Source organism: Mesorhizobium sp. USDA 4132, assembly GCF_056279545.1.
The window spans coordinates 91,975-109,955 of the sequence record NZ_JBWCCP010000001.1 but is presented as its reverse complement, the minus strand read 5'-3'; the positions used below and the strand labels follow the sequence as shown (position 1 = coordinate 109,955).

At 61.5% G+C, this 17,981-nt stretch carries 16 protein-coding genes; 11 read left to right on the top strand and 5 right to left on the bottom strand.

Annotated elements, in window-relative coordinates; genetic code table 11:
• Positions 1-99 precede the first annotated feature (99 nt).
• The 3 genes from truB to ACZ9IU_RS00490 all read right to left on the bottom strand — a co-directional run bounded on the left by truB (position 100) and on the right by ACZ9IU_RS00490 (position 3,356).
• The gene (gene truB / locus ACZ9IU_RS00500) at positions 100-1,029 is read right to left on the bottom strand and encodes a tRNA pseudouridine(55) synthase TruB (RefSeq protein ID WP_038547697.1); all 930 of its coding nucleotides are present in this window, start codon (positions 1,027-1,029) and stop codon (positions 100-102) included.
• A 12-nt stretch (positions 1,030-1,041) separates the two neighbouring features.
• On the bottom strand, positions 1,042-1,449 hold the full coding sequence (gene rbfA, locus ACZ9IU_RS00495; protein ID WP_038547695.1) for a 30S ribosome-binding factor RbfA: 408 nt from the start codon (positions 1,447-1,449) through the stop codon (positions 1,042-1,044).
• A gap of 173 nt (positions 1,450-1,622) precedes the next feature.
• Positions 1,623-3,356, bottom strand: a complete 1,734-nt coding sequence (locus tag ACZ9IU_RS00490) for a methyl-accepting chemotaxis protein (protein ID WP_051899925.1) — start codon at positions 3,354-3,356, stop codon at positions 1,623-1,625.
• Positions 3,357-3,691: 335 nt separating this feature from the next.
• Between ACZ9IU_RS00490 and ACZ9IU_RS00485 the strand changes: the two genes are divergently transcribed.
• The 11 genes from ACZ9IU_RS00485 to ACZ9IU_RS00435 all read left to right on the top strand — a co-directional run bounded on the left by ACZ9IU_RS00485 (position 3,692) and on the right by ACZ9IU_RS00435 (position 16,063).
• Entirely contained in the window at positions 3,692-4,021 is a 330-nt protein-coding gene (locus tag ACZ9IU_RS00485; protein ID WP_051899923.1) for a hypothetical protein, read from the top strand.
• The gene (locus tag ACZ9IU_RS00480; protein WP_038547692.1) at positions 4,018-4,386 is read left to right on the top strand and encodes a response regulator; all 369 of its coding nucleotides are present in this window, start codon (positions 4,018-4,020) and stop codon (positions 4,384-4,386) included. The genes ACZ9IU_RS00485 and ACZ9IU_RS00480 overlap by 4 nt, the downstream gene beginning before the upstream one ends.
• Complete coding sequence (locus tag ACZ9IU_RS00475) at positions 4,383-6,422, top strand: chemotaxis protein CheA (RefSeq protein WP_038547689.1); 2,040 nt, start codon at positions 4,383-4,385, stop codon at positions 6,420-6,422. Before ACZ9IU_RS00480 ends, ACZ9IU_RS00475 begins: the two co-directional genes overlap by 4 nt.
• Positions 6,419-6,934, top strand: coding sequence for a chemotaxis protein CheW (locus tag ACZ9IU_RS00470; RefSeq protein WP_038547686.1), 516 nt, complete (start codon positions 6,419-6,421; stop codon positions 6,932-6,934). The genes ACZ9IU_RS00475 and ACZ9IU_RS00470 overlap by 4 nt, the downstream gene beginning before the upstream one ends.
• 24 nt (positions 6,935-6,958) lie before the next feature.
• Complete coding sequence (locus tag ACZ9IU_RS00465; RefSeq protein ID WP_038547683.1) at positions 6,959-8,665, top strand: methyl-accepting chemotaxis protein; 1,707 nt, start codon at positions 6,959-6,961, stop codon at positions 8,663-8,665.
• A gap of 186 nt (positions 8,666-8,851) precedes the next feature.
• Positions 8,852-10,663 (top strand): methyl-accepting chemotaxis protein, encoded by a 1,812-nt coding sequence (locus ACZ9IU_RS00460; RefSeq protein WP_038547681.1) that lies wholly within the window; start codon positions 8,852-8,854, stop codon positions 10,661-10,663.
• A gap of 174 nt (positions 10,664-10,837) precedes the next feature.
• Positions 10,838-12,763, top strand: coding sequence for a methyl-accepting chemotaxis protein (locus tag ACZ9IU_RS00455; protein WP_038547678.1), 1,926 nt, complete (start codon positions 10,838-10,840; stop codon positions 12,761-12,763).
• Positions 12,763-13,254, top strand: a complete 492-nt coding sequence (locus ACZ9IU_RS00450; protein WP_038547675.1) for a chemotaxis protein CheW — start codon at positions 12,763-12,765, stop codon at positions 13,252-13,254. The genes ACZ9IU_RS00455 and ACZ9IU_RS00450 overlap by 1 nt, the downstream gene beginning before the upstream one ends.
• Positions 13,255-13,292: 38 nt before the next feature.
• The gene (locus ACZ9IU_RS00445; protein ID WP_038547672.1) at positions 13,293-14,156 is read left to right on the top strand and encodes a CheR family methyltransferase; all 864 of its coding nucleotides are present in this window, start codon (positions 13,293-13,295) and stop codon (positions 14,154-14,156) included.
• Between the two features lie 3 nt (positions 14,157-14,159).
• Complete coding sequence (locus ACZ9IU_RS00440) at positions 14,160-15,242, top strand: protein-glutamate methylesterase/protein-glutamine glutaminase (protein WP_038547669.1); 1,083 nt, start codon at positions 14,160-14,162, stop codon at positions 15,240-15,242.
• Between the two features lie 116 nt (positions 15,243-15,358).
• Positions 15,359-16,063, top strand: coding sequence for an AAA family ATPase (locus tag ACZ9IU_RS00435; RefSeq protein ID WP_038547666.1), 705 nt, complete (start codon positions 15,359-15,361; stop codon positions 16,061-16,063).
• Here ACZ9IU_RS00435 and ACZ9IU_RS00430 read toward each other — a convergent pair whose 3' ends face one another.
• A complete protein-coding gene (locus ACZ9IU_RS00430; RefSeq protein ID WP_038547663.1) occupies positions 16,064-17,110 on the bottom strand; it encodes an NAD(P)-dependent alcohol dehydrogenase in 1,047 nt (348 codons plus the stop codon). It abuts the gene before it with no gap.
• Positions 17,111-17,183: 73 nt separating this feature from the next.
• Positions 17,184-17,924 carry an SDR family oxidoreductase gene (locus ACZ9IU_RS00425; RefSeq protein ID WP_038547661.1) on the bottom strand — a complete coding sequence of 247 codons (741 nt, stop codon included), beginning with the start codon at positions 17,922-17,924 and terminating at the stop codon, positions 17,184-17,186.
• Positions 17,925-17,981 lie beyond the last annotated feature (57 nt).

Here is a 17,981-nt window from a genome sequence, read left to right as displayed (position 1 = left end):
TTCAGCTTCGGCCATGAATGCAGTAGGATGCCTATAGGCTCCTGATGCTGGCGCTGCCTATAGACCATTCACGTTGCAATTGGAAGAGGCGTCCGCCGATCAGCCGAACACCCGCTTCGGCCGGAATTCGCCCTGGCCGATCTCGCCGATGGCGATCAGCTTGCCGCGCACCGTCGCATAGGCCTCGGCCTCCGCAAGCGGCGCATCGCGGCCGCGCAGAATGACCGGGTTGCCCATTTTCAGCCTGTGCGCCTGATCGTCGGTGACGGGCAGATGCGGCAGGCTGGACAACGCTTCGGCAGTGTCGATCAGGAACTCATCGAGCGCCGCCAGGCGTTCGTCGCGGTCCTCGATCTCCTCAAGCGCCACGAGATCGGCGAGCGGAACCATCTTTTCCTCGGCGAACGGCGCGACGAAGGTGCGGCGCAGTTCGGAAATGTGACCATAGCAGCCGAGATCGCGGCCGAAGTCGCGGGCCAGCGCGCGCACATAAGTGCCCTTGCCGCATTCCACCTCGAAATGCGCCTTGTCCGCGGTGACGCCGAGCAGCGTCAGCCGGAAGATCTCCACTTCGCGGGAAGGGATATCGACCGTCTCGCCATCGCGAGCGAGGTCATAGGCCCGTTCGCCGGCAATCTTGATCGCCGAGAACTGTGGCGGGATCTGGCTGATCGTGCCGGTGTATTTCGGCAGCAGATCGCGGATGGACTGTTCGTCGGGACGCATATCCGAAGCGGCTGTGACTTCGCCTTCGAGGTCGTCGGTCGAACGCTCTTCGCCCCAGCTGACGGCGAATTCATAAATCTTGCGTCCGTCCATAACGTAAGGCACGGTCTTGGTCGCATCGCCGAGCGCAATCGGCAGCATGCCGGAAGCGAGCGGATCGAGCGTACCGGCATGTCCCGCCTTCTGGGCGTTGAACAGCCACTTGATCTTGGAGACGGCTTCGGTGGAGCCGAAGTCGACCGGCTTGTCGAGGATCAGCCAGCCGGAAATCGGGCGGCCCTTTGGTTTGCGGGGTTTTGACATGCGTTCTCTTGATTATTCTTTGTCTTCATTGCCGCCGTCGAGATCCCGCTGGACCTCCGGCGAGCGCAGCAGCTCATCGATCTTCTTGTAGTTGTCGAAGCTGGTATCGTCGCGGAAGCGGACTTCCGGCATGTATTTCATCTGCCGGAGCTGACCGCCGATGCGGCCGCGAATGTATTTGGCGTTGCGGTTCAGCGCCTCGATGATTGCCGCATGATCCGGCAGGCCGAGGGGTGTCACGTAGGCCGTGGCGACCTTAAGGTCTGTCGACATGCGCACTTCGGACACCGAGATCACAGTCTTTTCGATGAGGTCGTCGCGCACTTCGCCGCGTTGCAGGACCTGGGTTATGGCGGCGCGGACCTGCTCGCCAACGCGAAGCATGCGCTGGGAGGGCGCCGAGGATGTTGGCTTGCTCATTGTGTTTCTCTTCTAGAGCACTTGCGGGGTTCGTCCCGTATTCCAAGCGCTGCGTCAGTAAAGGCGGTCACATGACCCAGGCGCACCCAAAGGTCAAGGCGCGGCCTTCGCTTTATCTTAACAGGACAAGCCGCTGAATGCAGCCCCCGCCGGTCCGCGCAGGCGCCGGCCGATCAGAACAGGGCATCGTCGATGTCTTCATCCGACATGGTGGTGGCGGCAGCAGCGGCGACCATCGGCGGCGGCGTGCCGAGCACCGCGGCATGCAATTCGCGTTCGGTCACCATCGTATAAAGACGGGCAATACGGCCACCGACTTCCGCAAGCGCCTCTTCAAGGCCCGGCGCTTCGAAGACGTCCTCATCGAGTTCCATCTCGTCTGCGCAGGCGCGCAGCACTTCGCCGAGTTCGGCGTTGAAGTTCAACCGGGCGAGCGCGATATCCATTTCGCCGACGGCCGTCCTGCTCTGATCGCCGAGCGCCAGCATCTGAGCATCCATCCGGTCGCCGACGGAGCGGATATTCTCAAGCGCGTTTTCGAGGCGCTGATCGAGGCTTTGTTCACCTTCTTCGCCATGCACGCTGGTCAGCTTGTTGGCGGCGATTTCCAGCGTCTGGAGTTCAGTCAGGATCTTTTCAGCCGTTCCGTCGAGCGCTGCTGCAAAGTTGCGCAGTTCGGCGGTCACGACATTTATAGCCTTGCCCTCTTCGCCTATCTTGCTGCAGCGCAGGTTGGTATTGAGTGCCATATAATGAATGTCGGTGCGCACGATCTGGACAGTGCCGATGCCGTCGAGAAGTTCCCTGACAGTGTCGCTGGTCGCCCGGCTGAGCTCGCCGGCGCGATGGGCGACATCCTCGATTTCGCGCACGGCGCCGCGAGCGGCGGCCACACCGGTTTCAAGTTGTCGGATCGCATTGTTGTTGTTGCCGCTGTCGGCATCGGTCATCGCCGCACGAAGGGCCTCGATCTGCGACAGATCGGACCGGAAGCTTGCGACGATGGCGACGATCTTTGCAGTATCGCGTTCAAAGTCGGAGATCGATTGATTGAGCTGCAGCGAGACGAGCTTGCGGATGATCAGAGACAGGCTTTCGCGCTGGCCGCCGGTTAGTTTTGCGGCCCCAGGCGCTTCCAGATAATCCGAAAGGATGCGCAGGCTCGACTGGCAGTGTTCAATACGCTGGCGGGTGATATCGCCGACCTGCATGGCCGACAGCGTCGAGGCGAGCTTCGACTGGATGCCGCTTGCGACGGTACGCACCCTTGCTGCGCGCTCGACGAGCAGTTTGCGGTGTTTGCCGATCTCAGCCGCGCCGTTGGAGAGGCCGGAAACGATTTGCGGCACCGTTTCGTCGTAGCTCGCCAGGATCGCCTTTCCCTTGATCATCACTGGCCCTAGGCCATGACCGAGGGTGCTCAGCTTGCCGGCCAGATCGTTGACCTGGCGTGATCCCTCCTGGATCTTTGCGAGAATCTCTTCCGCGAAGCCCGCGAAATCGGCAATACCGGCACCAGTAATCTTGGCGGTCACAGCGAAGGTGCGCAGGTAGCGCAGCGTTTCCTGCATGTCCTCGATCTGAGGCCGCAGTTTTCTTTCCGCGGAGGCGATTTCCTGGAAGCCAACCTGGCGTCCGGATTCGAGCCTGGTCAGGTGCGACAGCCGCTCGACCGTGCTCTTCAGCTCGGTCATCGTGGCGTTCGCCGTTCCTTCGTCCAGCGAACCGGTCAACTGGTCGAGGGAGGTGATCAGCTTGTTCAGCACATCGAGGATCGACAGGAGCGCCGCGCCACCATCGAGAAAACGCTCCTCAATACGCGAGCGTGCCGTTTCCATCCGGTCGACGAAGGCGAGAACGCCAGTCGAGCTACTCACGATGTCAAAAATGGATGCCCTGACAGCCACTTTGCCTCACCTTTCAGGTCCCCACGGGACCTCTGCCTGCTGAAGATACGACGATGAACTCGCCTGCATTGTTTTGGGACAGTTCCGCACCAGCAAGTTCGGGCACGGTTTTGTCCTGCGCGAGAACTACTCTGAGGGACGATGAGTTAATTCCCGCAGAATAGCGGCGGTCGTTTGCGACTTGTGGTTAATTTTCCCGCTCATTAGCGCGGCAAAATGCAACCTATCAGTTTTGTTTCGTGAGAAATGGCCATGGTTGGTTAACTCCGCATTAACGATGCAAGTCCACATTCGGCCAGCTATTTCAGCGTTTTCGGAATTATATTGAGGTAAGAATGCCTGCTTCCGATGTTCAAGAGGATTACTTTCGCCCGCCGCAGAACCTGACTGTTCGCACGATTGCAACCGTGCAGCGGGAAATACTGCAGTTTCTGGACAAAACCGCGTCCGCAACCATCGAACTCGATGATGATTGCCAAGTGGACATCAGCTTCATTCAACTCATGGAAGCGGCGCGCATCTACGCCGTCGCAGCCGGAAAGCAAATCGCGTTAGCCCGTCCCGCCAGCGGCCCAACGCTCGATGTCTTGAAGCGCAGCGGCTTCCTCGACGGGATGTCCGCTGAAGACCTGAAATTCTGGCTTCATCAAGGGGGTATTCAATGAGCGCCAGCATCTTAACAGTCGACGATTCCGCCAGCATCCGGCTGACGACGCGCGTCGCCCTCAGCAATGCCGGATACCAGATCACGGAAGCAGTCGACGGCATGGACGGCATCGCCAAGCTTAGCGCCAGCCAGTTCGACCTGATCGTCACCGATCTCAACATGCCGAACATGGACGGCCTGACGATGATCCGGGAACTGCGCAAGATGCCGGCTCATATGGGCGTTCCGGTCATCTTCCTGACGACGGAATCCGACAACGACATCAAGCAGGAAGCCAAGGCCGCCGGTGCCACCGGTTGGCTCACCAAGCCCTTCGACCCGGAAAGCCTGGTCAAGATCGTCCGAAAGGTACTCGGCAGATGAGCTTTCCCGATCCTATCGCGGTTTTCAGGACAGAGGCTGCCGAGCTTCTGGAACAGATCGAAGCTGGGCTTCTCGACCTGAACGTAAACCTCGGCGACAAGGATCAGGTGGACGCGGTCTTCCGCGGACTCCACACTTTGAAGGGATCGGGAGCCATGTTCGGCTTCGATGCCCTGGCTGCTTTCACCCATCATTGCGAGACGGCGTTCGACCGCGTCCGCAAGGGCGAAGTTCCGGCAACACAGGAGCTGGTCACGGCGGTTCTCGGGGCCAAGGATCACATGCGTGCCCTGGTCGACACGCCGAATGGCGACCATGAGGCGACTGGCGAAGCGCTTCTCGCCAGCCTGCGCGCTGCCGTCGATGGCGCCAACAACGCCGGTTCTTCCGGCCCTGCCAAAACTGCTCCGGGCCAGAACCATTTCAAGATCCGCTTCAGCTTGCCGCAGAACGCAATGGCAAACGGCACCAATCCGCTGCCGCTTCTCGACGAACTGCGCGAGCTCGGCGAGTGCCGGATCGTGGCAGACCGCTCTGCCATCCCATCGCTCGACCTTCTCGCGCCGACCGATCTTTATGTCTCCTGGGAAGTCGAGCTTCTGACCACCCAGCCGCGGTCTGCGATCGACGACGTATTCATCTTCGTCATGGACGAGATGCAGCTCGAAGTCATAACCGTCGAGACTTCGGTCGCCGCCAAGGCACCAGCCAAGACGGAAGCCCCGGTTACGGCATCGCAGCCCGCCGCGGCATCGCAGCCCGCCGCGGCACCCCAGCCTGCGGCGGCACCGGTTGTCGTCCTGCATGCGGCTGCACCTGCGCCGATCGCTGCAGCTCCCGTCGAGACGAAGCAGAACAAGGCGTCCGAAAACGTCCGTGTGCCCGCCGAAAAACTCGACGAGCTGATGGACCGGGTCGGCGAACTCGTCATCGCCCAGTCGCGCCTCAGCCAACTTGCAGGCGGCAGCGGCGATCTGCAGCTGCGGGCCGTCTCGGAAGATGTGGAACGCCTTTCAGGCGAGCTGCGCGATACGATGATGGTGCTGCGCATGGTACCGGTCGCGCACCTCTTCAGCCGCTTCCGCAGGCTGGTGCACGATCTTTCGCATGAAACCGGCAAGACGATCGAACTGGTCACCGAGGGCGAAAGCACGGAAGTCGACAAGAGCGTCATCGAACGCCTAGCCGATCCGCTGGTGCATCTGGTGCGCAACTCTTGCGACCACGGTCTCGAGACCCCCGAGGAACGGCTTGCCGCCGGCAAATCACAAGCGGGGCATATCTTGCTTTCCGCCCGCCAGCAGGCTGGCGAAGTCATTATCACCATCAAGGACGACGGTCGCGGCATCAACCGCGAACGGGTGCGCGCCAAGGCGGAATCCTCCGGCCTCATCCCGCCGAATGCCAGCCTCACCGATCAGGAACTCTACCAGCTGATCTTCCACCCCGGCTTCTCGACAGCCCAGACGGTCACCAACCTTTCAGGCCGCGGTGTCGGCATGGATGTGGTCAAGCGGACCATCGATGCACTCCGCGGCACGATCAACGTTGCAAGCCATCCTGGCGAAGGTTCCGAGATTTCGCTGGCGATCCCTCTGACGCTCGCGATCATCGACGGACTGCTCGTGCGGGTCGGCGACGGCCGCTATGTCATCCCGCTCTCGGCGGTCGAGGAATGCCTCGAGCTCTCGATCGAAGAAGACATGCGCTCACGCGGCCGCAGCTTCATCTCGCTGCGCGACAGCCTCGTGCCATTTCTCAGGCTTCGCGATCTCTTCCGCACCGGCACGAAGCCCGATCCCTTCCAGAAGGTGGTCGTCATCTCGACAGGTTCCGAACGGGTCGGCCTGGTCGTCGACCAGATCATTGGCGATCACCAGACAGTCATCAAGGGCATGTCGAAACTGCACCATGACGTCGCCACTTTCTCGGGTGCGACCATCCTCGGCGACGGGGACGTGGCGCTGATCCTCGACGTCGGTCATCTGGTGGCCGAGGGGCAACAACAGGAGGCGCATCTGCGCGCGGCCGGATGAACGAAGCAGTCAGAAAGATTTCTCAGGACCTTTGGGGCGGCCGCGACGAGCTGGAAGTCCTGACATTCGACATCGCCGGCGAAGTTTTCGCGCTGGAAGCCTTCATCGTGCAGGAGATCCTCGATCTTCTGCCGGAGACCATGGTTCCGGGCGCCAAGGCCTTTGTCGGCAGCGTCATCAACTTCCGCGGCAAGGTCATCCCGCTTGCCGATATCCGTCTCGCATTCGGCATGGAAGCGACCAAGCCGACGATCGACAGCCGCATCATCGTCATCTCGATCGATATCGACGGCGAATCGGTTCTGACGGGCATCCGCACGGACAAAGTCCACGAAGTGACAACGCTGCTTCGCACCGCCGGCGAGCCGCCGCCGAGCGTGGGGATGCGCTGGCGACCAGATTTCATCGATTGCCTCGTCAAGCGGGGGGCGGAATTCATCATCCTCCCGAACCTCCAGGTGATCTTCTCCGCCCAACACGACCATTCCGCGACCGGGGCCTCCCACGGTTGATCACCCTTTTGATGGACTCAAAAAATGCACGCTTCAATCAAATTTAAGCTGGCTTCAGCATTCGGTTTCATCATCATCATGCTGTTGGCGACTGCTACCTATGGCATTTTCAGCCTCGGCAGCCTGAACGACACGCTCGAAAATGTGCTGCAGGGGCCAGCCCTGCGACTGAAACTTGCCCAGAACCTGAACAACGAGCAGCTTCAGCAGATCCGCCAGCAGAAGAACCTGCTTCTGGCGGCGAATCCCGGCGAGATGCAGGGATATATCGCGAAAAGTGACGAGGCCCGCCGTGTATTCGACGAGACGCTCAAGGCGGTTGAAGCCCGCGCGACCGAACAGGGCAAAGTCCTTTGGGGCAAACTCTCCGCCTTCACAGCGGAATTCCGCAAGCAGGATGACCACATCCGCACCCTGATGCTGGGTGGAGATACAAGCTCGGCACTGCGTATTTCAACCGCTGAGGCACGCACCGTCACCAACGAGATCGATGCTTTGCTCTCCGACGTGGTCAAACTCGAAGAAGGCCGGCTCGACGACGCCAACAAACAGTCGGATGTGGATTATGCTCAGACCCGACTGATCATGATCTCGGTCGCGGCAACCGCTTTCCTGATCGCCTTGCTGGCCGCCCTCTGGATCGCCCTTTCGATCAACAAGGGCCTGCGCAATGCGATCGGGGCAGTGCAGAACGTCGCCGACGGCGACCTGACCCGCTTCGCCGCCATCTCCAGCAGGGACGAGATCGGTGAACTGCTCGGCTTCGTCAACACCATGATCGAGCGCCTGCGCGGCGTCGTCGGCGATGCGCTCGCCGCTTCCGACAACGTCTCCTCGGGCAGCCAGGAACTTTCTGCAAGCTCCGAGCAGCTGAGCCAGGGCGCCACCGAACAGGCCTCGTCGGCCGAAGAAGCATCCGCCTCGATGGAGCAGATGGCGGCCAACATCAAGCAGAACGCCGATAACGCCGCCCAGACGGAAAAGATCGCCCGCCAGTCGTCGCGTGACGCCGAAGCGTCGGGCCAGGCTGTCGGACGCGCCGTCCATGCAATGCGCACGATCGCGGAAAAGATCTCGATCGTCCAGGAAATCGCTCGCCAGACCGACCTTCTTGCTCTGAATGCTGCGGTGGAAGCCGCACGTGCCGGCGAACACGGCAAGGGTTTTGCGGTCGTCGCTTCGGAAGTCCGCAAGCTTGCCGAACGCAGCCAGGCTGCCGCCGCCGAAATCAGCGCGCTTTCAGGTGAGACCGTGCAGGTCGCCACCGAAGCCGGCGAGATGCTCAACAAGCTGGTGCCGGACATCCAGAAGACCGCGGAACTGGTCTCGGAAATCTCCGCGGCCTGCCGCGAGCAGGATGTCGGCGCCAGCCAGATCAACGAAGCGATCCAGCAGCTCGACAAGGTGACCCAGCAGAACGCCGGCGCCTCGGAAGAAATGTCGGCGACTTCGGAAGAACTTGCCTCGCAGGCAGAAGAACTGCAGGCCTCGATCGCCTTCTTCCGGGTGGATCAGTCCGGCAGCAAACAGGCCAAACAGGCAAAGCGCGCTCCGGTCGCCTCCACCACCCGCAAGCCGATGGCAAAGCCCACGCAGGCACGCGCTGCGGGACAACACCACAAGGGCGACCATTCGGTCCTCAGCCAGCAAGCCCGCGCCAAGGGTTTTGCCCTCGACATGTCGATGGGCGGGCCGGATGCCGATGACGCGGACTTCCGCGAAAGCGCCTGAGGGAACTGAACCGATCCCGGATTGACAGGAATTCGGGATCGTCTCTTGCATGTAGGCGGGAGAATATCCGGGCAACCGGACTATCGCAGAAGGGTGAATGTATCGGTCTTCTCGTTTTCAACCGCGTCCCCCCGCCTGGAGGGACGCATCGACTGATGCACTTCATTGCCTTGAGGGGATAGGGCTATGCGATTTACGATCAAAGCCAAACTGACATTGGCCTTCGGCTTTCTTGTCAGCATGCTGGTTGGTACGGCCGGCTACGGAATATATAGCCTTGGCGCCGCCAATGAGGCCATGACTTACGTCACGGACGTCGCGGCGACGCGGCTCGATAAAGTCCAGCAGATGAACATCCTGTCGCTCAATCGCATCCGCGCGCAGAAGAACATGCTGCTTGCCACCTCGCCGCAGGAGATCGAAAAGTTCCTCGGCGACGGCGACAAGCTGGAGTTGCAGTTCATCACGCTGCTGAACGAACTGGCTTCGACCGCATCGGCAGACCAGAAGCCGTTCTGGGATGAAACGCGCGGTCTCGCGACGACCAACCAGGCTGCGAACGACAAGGTCGATGCCGCCGCCAAGCGCGGCGACATGCAGCAAGCACTCGCTCTCTCGGCTGGAGAAAGCCGCAAGGCGATCACCGAACTCTCCGCGCAGCTGGATGAATCCGTCCAAATCAATCGCGACCGGATGCAGAAGGCCAATGATGAAGCCGAAGCCACCTATTGGACCACGCGCAGCCTGATGATCACAATCGCGGTCGTTGCCGTCATTACGGCAGCGGCGACAGCGTTCTGGATCGCCCTGGGCATCGGCAGAGGCCTTACCAAGATCATGGGCGTCGCCCGGGCCGTGTCGATCGGCGATCTCAATCAGAACGTCGAAATCAAGACAAATGACGAGATCAAGGATCTGGTCGATACCATCAACACGATGACGGCCAACCTGCGCAACACGGCGACCATTGCCGATCAGATCGCCAATGGTGATCTGACCGTTTCACCGAAACCGCTCTCCGACAAGGACACGCTCGGTCTTGCGCTTGAAAGCATGGTGGAACGCCTGCGCGGCGTGGTCGGCGACGCTCTTTCGGCGGCGGACAATGTCTCTTCGGGCAGCCAGGAACTGTCGGCAAGCTCCGAGCAGCTGAGCCAGGGCGCCACCGAGCAGGCCTCATCGGCTGAAGAAGCCTCCTCTTCGATGGAGCAGATGGCAGCCAACATCAAGCAGAACGCCGATAACGCCGCCCAGACGGAAAAGATCGCCCGGCAGTCGTCGCGTGACGCCGAAGCGTCCGGCCAGGCCGTCGGCCGCGCCGTCGGCGCCATGCGCACGATTGCCCAGAAGATCTCGATCGTCCAGGAAATCGCCCGTCAGACCGACCTTCTTGCTCTCAACGCCGCGGTCGAAGCCGCCCGTGCCGGGGAACACGGCAAGGGTTTTGCGGTCGTCGCCTCGGAAGTCCGCAAGCTTGCCGAACGCAGCCAGGCTGCCGCCGCCGAAATCAGCGCGCTTTCGGGCGAGACCGTGCAGGTCGCCACCGAAGCCGGCGAGATGCTCAACAAGCTGGTGCCGGACATCCAGAAGACCGCCGAGCTGGTCTCGGAAATCTCCGCCGCCTGCCGTGAGCAGGATGTCGGTGCCAGCCAGATCAACGAAGCGATCCAACAGCTCGACAAGGTGACCCAGCAGAACGCCGGCGCCTCGGAAGAAATGTCGGCGACTTCAGAAGAACTCGCCGCTCAGGCGGAAGAACTGCAGGCCTCGATCGCCTTCTTCAAGGTCGAACGGGCGGGCGCAAAAGCGCGGCCGCAGCCGGGCGCCAAGGCTCACACAACAGCAAAGCCTGGCCCAAAACAACCGTCGAAGGCTCCTGCGTCCCGTCCGGCCGGCCATTCCGTCGCAGCTCAGCAGTCACGCGCCAAGGGTTTTGCCCTCGATCTGTCGATGGGCGGTCCCGACGGTGATGACGACGACTTCCGGGAAAGCGCCTGAGCGCTCACCCCAACCAATGAGCGGGGCCGTCAGGCGGCCCCGCGATAGCCAGCGTTATTGCGTTGGTGCGAGCAACGAAACGACTGCCGTTAGGAAGTATCCTGATCGTGAGGCTTTCTCGATCGCATCCGAGATGAAGCATTCCCCGACCTGAAGGATTTCGGAGACCTTAAAATGCGGTTTACTATCAAATTGAAGCTGGCATTCACTTATGGCTTGGTCATAGCGCTACTAATCGGCGTGGCGGGCTTCGGAATATACAGCTTGTCCAACCTGAACGACGCGATCGGCAAACTGATCGCCGGGCCGGCGGCGCGTTTGGAAACCGCGCAGGACCTAGGCAATATCCAGCTTCGCTTGACCCGGGCGCAGCTCAATATGGTAAATGCAAGCAATCCCAAGGACTTCGACACCTATGCCGAAGCCAGTGACCGCAACCAGCAGAACTTCAAGACGATACTTGAGAAACTTGCCGGCCTTGCCTCTACAGAGGAAGGCAGGCAGGCTTGGAGAGATGTCGGCCTCAAGTTTCAGCAGATCGTGACTCTCGACACCCGAATCCGCGATCTTGTCAAGGCCGGCAAGTCCAACGAAGCGGTCGTGATCATCGCAGGCCAAGGCCGAGAGCTGATCGACGAGATCGAAAGCGCCATCGACAAGCGCGTCCAGGCCGCAAAGAACCAAATGGCTGCAACGGATCAGGCCACGGACGAACAATACAACAGCACGCGTAATCTTGTCCTCGCCATCGCCTCTCTGGCAACGATCGTGGCGATCGCCGCCGCCCTCTGGATCGCTTTCGGCATCAGCCGAGGCCTGAGAAAGATATCCTTGATCGCCAATGCCGTGGCGATCGGAGACCTCAACCAGAAGGTCGAGGTCAAGACCAATGACGAGATCAAGGACCTCATCGATACGGTCAACGTGATGACCGGCAATCTCCGCAATACGGCGGCGATCGCCGAGCGTATTTCCGAGGGCGACCTTTCGGTCGATGCCAAGCCGCTTTCCGACAAGGATACGCTTGGGCTCGCCATGCAGAGCATGGTCGCCAATCTGCGGACCACGGCGCACGTGGCCGACCAGATCGCCAATGGCGACCTGACCATTTCGCCAAAGCCACTCTCCGAGAAGGACACGCTCGGTCTTGCGCTGCAGAGCATGGTGGAACGTCTTCGGGGTGTCGTGGCCGACGCGCTTGCAGCGTCAAACAACGTCTCTTCGGGCAGCCAGGAACTGTCGGCAAGTTCGGAACAGCTGAGCCAGGGCGCCACCGAACAGGCCTCATCGGCTGAAGAAGCCTCCTCTTCGATGGAGCAGATGGCAGCCAACATCAAACAGAATGCCGATAATGCCGCCCAGACGGAAAAGATCGCCCGCCAGTCGTCGCGTGACGCCGAAGCGTCGGGCCAGGCGGTCGGACGCGCCGTCGGCGCCATGCGCACGATTGCCCAGAAGATCTCGATCGTCCAGGAAATCGCCCGTCAGACCGACCTTCTTGCTCTGAATGCTGCGGTCGAAGCCGCCCGTGCCGGGGAACACGGCAAGGGTTTTGCGGTCGTCGCCTCGGAAGTCCGCAAGCTTGCCGAACGCAGCCAGGCTGCCGCCGCCGAGATCAGCGCGCTTTCAGGTGAGACCGTGCAGGTTGCCACCGAAGCCGGCGAGATGCTCAACAAGCTGGTGCCGGACATCCACAAGACCGCGGAACTCGTGTCGGAAATCTCCGCCGCCTGCCGCGAACAGGATATCGGCGCCAGCCAGATCAACGAAGCGATCCAGCAACTCGACAAGGTGACCCAGCAGAACGCCGGCGCCTCCGAACAGATGTCGGCGACTTCGGAAGAACTCGCCGCTCAGGCGGAAGAACTGCAGGCCTCGATCGCCTTCTTCAAGGTCGAACGGGCCGGGTCCAAGCAGCGAAACCAGCCGGCCCCGACCGCCAAGCCCGCACCGGCGAAGGCCAAGACCCAGCCGCCGGCCAAGGCTTATTCGGCCGGCCACTCGGTGACCGCACAACAGGCCCGCGTGAAAGGTTTTGCCCTCGACCTGTCGATGGGCGGCCCGGACGCGGACGATGACGATTTCAGGGAGAGCGCGTAATGGCAGTCATATCCTCCGAATCCCAATTCGTGACCTTCAGCCTCGGCGACGAGATTTTTGCGGTCCCCGTCGAGGTGGTCCGCGAGATTCTCGACCACGAGGAACCCTTCAAGATCCCACACGGCCCGGAATACCTGCTCGGCCTGCGCGATGTGCGCGGACAGGGCGTGCCTGTGATCGACCTTCGTCTTCGCCTTGGCATGACGAGGACGGTTAAGACGCCACATACGCGCATCCTGGTGCTCGACGTGCCGGTCGCCGATCGCGTCCTGGTGCTCGGCCTCGTCGCAGACCGGGTCTTCGAGGTCGTGCCGTTTCGCAAGGAACAGATCGAGACGGCACCGGATATCGGCGTGCGCTGGCGCTCCGATTATATCGCCGGCGTGGTGCGGCGGGAGAGTGGTTTCGTCGTCGTCGTCGATCTTGCACGGCTATTTTCGGATTCCGGATCGGCTCTCGCCGACGTGGGGCCGCAGTCTCAGGTCGCATGACGGAATTGGCATAACCGAATAGGTTCTTGTACGGGGGCATGTGCGTGAATGCAGCAATGAGAAGCCAGCCGCTCGATGATCGGCTGAGCAAGCGCAACTTCGATCTGCTTTCGAAGTACATCTACGACTATAGCGGCATCAAGATGCCGCACAGCAAGATGACGATGCTGGAGGGGCGGCTTCGCCGGCGCCTGCGGGTCACGGCCATGCCGACCTTCGACAGTTATTGCGACTATCTGTTCAAGCACGGCGGCATTGAAGCGGAGTCGATCTTCCTCATCGATGCGGTGACCACCAATAAGACCGATTTCTTCCGCGAGCCGAAGCATTTCGACTACATGGTACAGACGGCGCTGCCGGACATCCTGAAGACCTATGCCGACCGGCGCATCCGCACCTGGAGTTCCGCCTGCTCGACGGGCGCCGAACCTTATACGATGGCCATGGTGCTTTCGGAATTTCTGAGTTCGTCGACGCCGGAACGCGACTATTTCGTGCTTGCTACCGATCTTTCGACCGACGTGCTGCAGAAGGCCCAGCGCGGCATCTACCAGAGCGATCTCCTGGCACCCGTTCCGGCAGACATGATGAACAAATATGTCATGCGGCCATCCGACAAGCGGCGGCAGGAGATGCGAATTTCGCCGAAACTGCGCTCCCGCGTCGGTTTCGCCCGGCTGAACCTGATGGACGAGGCCTATCCCATCGGCGATCCGATGCACATGATCTTCTGCCGCAATGTGCTGATCTATTTCGACAAGCCGACTCAGCAGCACGTGCTGTCGCGTCTTTGCGAAGCCCTGCTTCCGGGAGGCTATCTGTTCATCGGTCACTCGGAAACCGTGACCGGCTTCGATCTGCCGATCCGGCAGGTGGCAAATACTGTGTTCAAGCGGGTATGAACCATGACCGGCAAAATTCGAGTTCTGATCATCGATGACTCAGCCAGCGTCCGCCAGACCCTGACGGCCGTCCTGTCGGCGGATCCGGATATCGAAGTCATCGGCGCGGCCAGCGATCCCTTCATGGCGGCGCGCAAGCTGCGCGAGGAAATTCCCGACGTCATCACGCTCGATGTGGAAATGCCGCAGATGGACGGCATCACTTTTCTCCGCAAGCTGATGGCGCAGCATCCCATCCCGGTGGTGATGTGTTCGTCGCTGACCGAAAGCGGTTCGGAAACGCTGATGCAGGCGCTTGAAGCGGGCGCCGTCGACGTTATCCTGAAACCGAAGATCGGCGCGGCCGACCACCTCGCCGAGTCCGGCGAAAGGATCCGCACCGCAGTCAAGGGAGCCGCGCGCGCCCGCGTCGGCCGGCTGCGTCCGTCGCGCATCTCCGAAGGCGGCACGACCGCCAAGCTTACGGCCGATGCGATGCTTCCGCCTCCCAAGCTCGGAGCCATGGCGAAGACCACCGAAATGGTCGTCTGCGTCGGCGCCTCGACCGGCGGAACCGAAGCGCTGCGCGAACTTCTCGAAGCCCTGCCGGCCAATTCTCCGGGCTTGGTCATCGTCCAGCACATGCCGGAAAAATTCACCGCCGCCTTCGCCAAGCGTCTCAACAGCCTTTGCGAAGTCGAGGTCAAGGAAGCAGCCGAAGGCGATCCTGTATTGCGCGGCCATGTGCTCATCGCCCCCGGCGACAAACATATGCTGCTCGAACGGCGCGGCGCGCGTTATGAAGTCTCGGTCCGCTCGGGTCCGCTCGTCAGCCGCCATCGCCCTTCCGTCGACGTGCTGTTCCGGTCCGCCGCCCGCTCGGCCGGCGCCAACGCGATGGGCGTGATCATGACCGGCATGGGCGACGACGGAGCCCGCGGCATGAACGAGATGCATCAGGCGGGAGCCTATACGGTGGCCCAGGACGAGGCGTCGTCGGTGGTCTTCGGCATGCCCAAGGAAGCCATCGCCCATGGCGGCGTCGACAAGGTCGTGTCGCTCGAACAGATCGCCCGGGAAATTCTCGCCGCCGATCGCCGCCGGTAAGATCTGGCAACGGATTTTTCACGTCTCGTTAACCATGTTTGGCAAGAATGGGGCAACGCATCATGAGGGTGCGGTGAGAGAGCAATCTTACGCTCGTAGCCGGACAGGGACCCAAGATGCCAGTCATTACCTTTGCCAACACCAAGGGCGGAGCAGGCAAAACCACCGCTGTACTCCTTCTTGCAACAGAACTCGTTGAGCAGGGCTACCGCGTTACGATCCTGGATGCCGATCCGCAATACTGGATCACCCGCTGGCACATGCTCTCGCCGCATAACGACAAGCTCAACGTCATTTCCTACGTGACGCAGGCCTCGATCGACCGGCATATTTCTGAAAACCGCCACAAGACCGATTATTTCGTGCTCGACCTTCCCGGCGCGCAGAGCCCGCTGCTCGCCAAGGCGATCGGCCTCTCCGACCACGTGCTGATCCCGATCCAGGGCTGCGCCATGGATGCCCAGGGCGGTGCAAACGTGCTCGAACTGCTGCGCTATCTCGAAGAAAAAGCCAATCTTCACGTGCCGCACTCGGTCGTTCTGACCCGCGTCAACTCGATGGTCACCACCCGTGCTCTGCTGGCGGTGAAGATGCTGCTTGCCGAGCGCAAGGTCGAAGTGCTGGACACGCCGATCATCGAACGCGCCGCTTTCCGCGACATCTTCGATCTCGGCGGCACGCTCTACACGATGGACGAAAACCGCATCAGCAATCTCGACAAGGCCCGGCAGAACGCCCGCCTGTTCGCGCTCGAAATGCTCCGCCGCGTGCCGCTTCACAAGCCGGCATCGCTTTCGAAGCGCTTTACCCGCGCCGCCTGATCAGGCCTTGCTGTTCAGCACGATCTGCAGCTTGACGTCCGATGGATGTCCGGCGGCGGCTCGCTCGAAGGCCTTGATCGAATCCTTGAAATCGAAGACGCCGGTGATCAGCGGCTTCAGGTCCACCTTGCCCGAGGCGATCAGTTCCAGCGCCCGGTCGAAGATGTTGGCGTAACGGAACACGGTCTCAAAGCGAACCTCCTTGGAGATGGCGCTCGATACGTCCAACGGCACCGGCTCGACCGGCAGGCCGACCAGCACGAAGGCGCCGCCGGGCCGTACCAGGTCCAACATGCCGGCATAGGCTCTCGGGCTGCCACTCGCCTCGAACACCACATCCGCGCCCCAGCCGCCGGTCTCCGCGGCGATGACTTCCGCGAACGGCCGTTCGGTGATGTTGACGGGGATGATGCCCGGATACTGGCCGGCGATCTCCAGCTTGTCGGGGCTCAGATCTGAAATGAACACGCGGGCGCAACCGCCCGCGAGTGCCGCCAGCGCCACCATGATGCCGATCGGGCCGGCACCGATCACCGCACCGACATCGCCGGGTTGGATGCGGGCGCGGCTGGCGGCCTGCATGCCGATCGCAAACGGCTCCACCATGGCGCCTTCGGCAAAGGAAACATTGTCCGGCAGCTTGTAGGTGAAGGCCGCAGGATGGATGACTTCCGGCGTCAGCACCCCGTGGATCGGCGGCGTCGCCCAGAAACGGACATCTGGATCAACGTTGTAGAGACCGAGCTTGGAAGCGCGGGACGAAAGGTTCGGCACGCCGGGCTCCATGCAGACGCGGTCACCAACCTTCAAGGTCTTCACCTCGCTGCCGACCTCGACGACGATGCCGGCCGCCTCATGGCCGAGCACCATCGGCTCGCGCAGAACAAAGGGCCCGATCGCGCCGTGGGTGTAATAATGAACGTCGCTGCCGCAGACGCCGACCGTATCGATGGCGATCTTCACGTCGCCCGGCCCGACCTCGGTCGGAAGATCGATTTCCCTCAACGAGAGGACGCCTTTTTTCTCGAGCACCAGTGCCTGCTGCATGGGATGTTTCCTTCCGATTATTTCTGACGCTGGGCGAGCTTCCGGGCAAGATCAAGGCGGCCGGCGGCCGATCTCAGCCGCGGCCGGCGTAGGGCATGCCGTTTGCCATCACCGTCATGAACAGGACATTGGCCTCCAAAGGCAATCCGTCCATATAGAGCACCGCATCGGCCACGTGTTTCGGGTCCATGACCGGTTCTACGGCAGTCGTCAGATCGGCTTGCAGCGCGCCTTCCTTCATCCGCACCGTCATCGGCGTGTCGGCATTGCCGATATCCACCTGACCGCAGACGATGTTCAGCGGCCGCCCGTCGAGCGCGATCTGGCGGGTCAGGCCGGTAATGGCGTGTTTGGTAGCGGTATAGGCGGCCTGGTACGGGCGCGGCACATGGGCCGAAATCGAGCCATTGTTGATGATCCGCCCGCCGCCCGGGCTCTGCCGCCGCATCATCCCGAAGGCCGCCCGGGCGCAATAGAAGGCGCCATTGAGGTTGAGGTCGATGACGGCGCGCCAGGTTTCAAGCGGCAATTCGTCGATCGGAACGGCCGGCGTGCCGCGTCCGGCATTGTTGAACAGAAGATCAAGGCGGCCATAGGCCTCCTGCGTCGCCGCAAACAACGCGTCGACCGCTGCCGGATCGGTGACATCCGTCGGCACCACCAGCGACTTCCCGCCGGCCAGTTCCGCCGTGCCCTGCAGCTCGCTCTCGCGCCGGCCGGCAAGCACGGTCCTATAACCTGCGTTCAGAAGCCCGATGGCGACGGCCCTGCCAACGCCCGAGCCGGCGCCGGTTACGATCGCTACTTTCGACATGTCCACTCCTCCTTGTCCGTTTCGCCGCATCTTATAGTCGGCGATGGGTATGGCCGT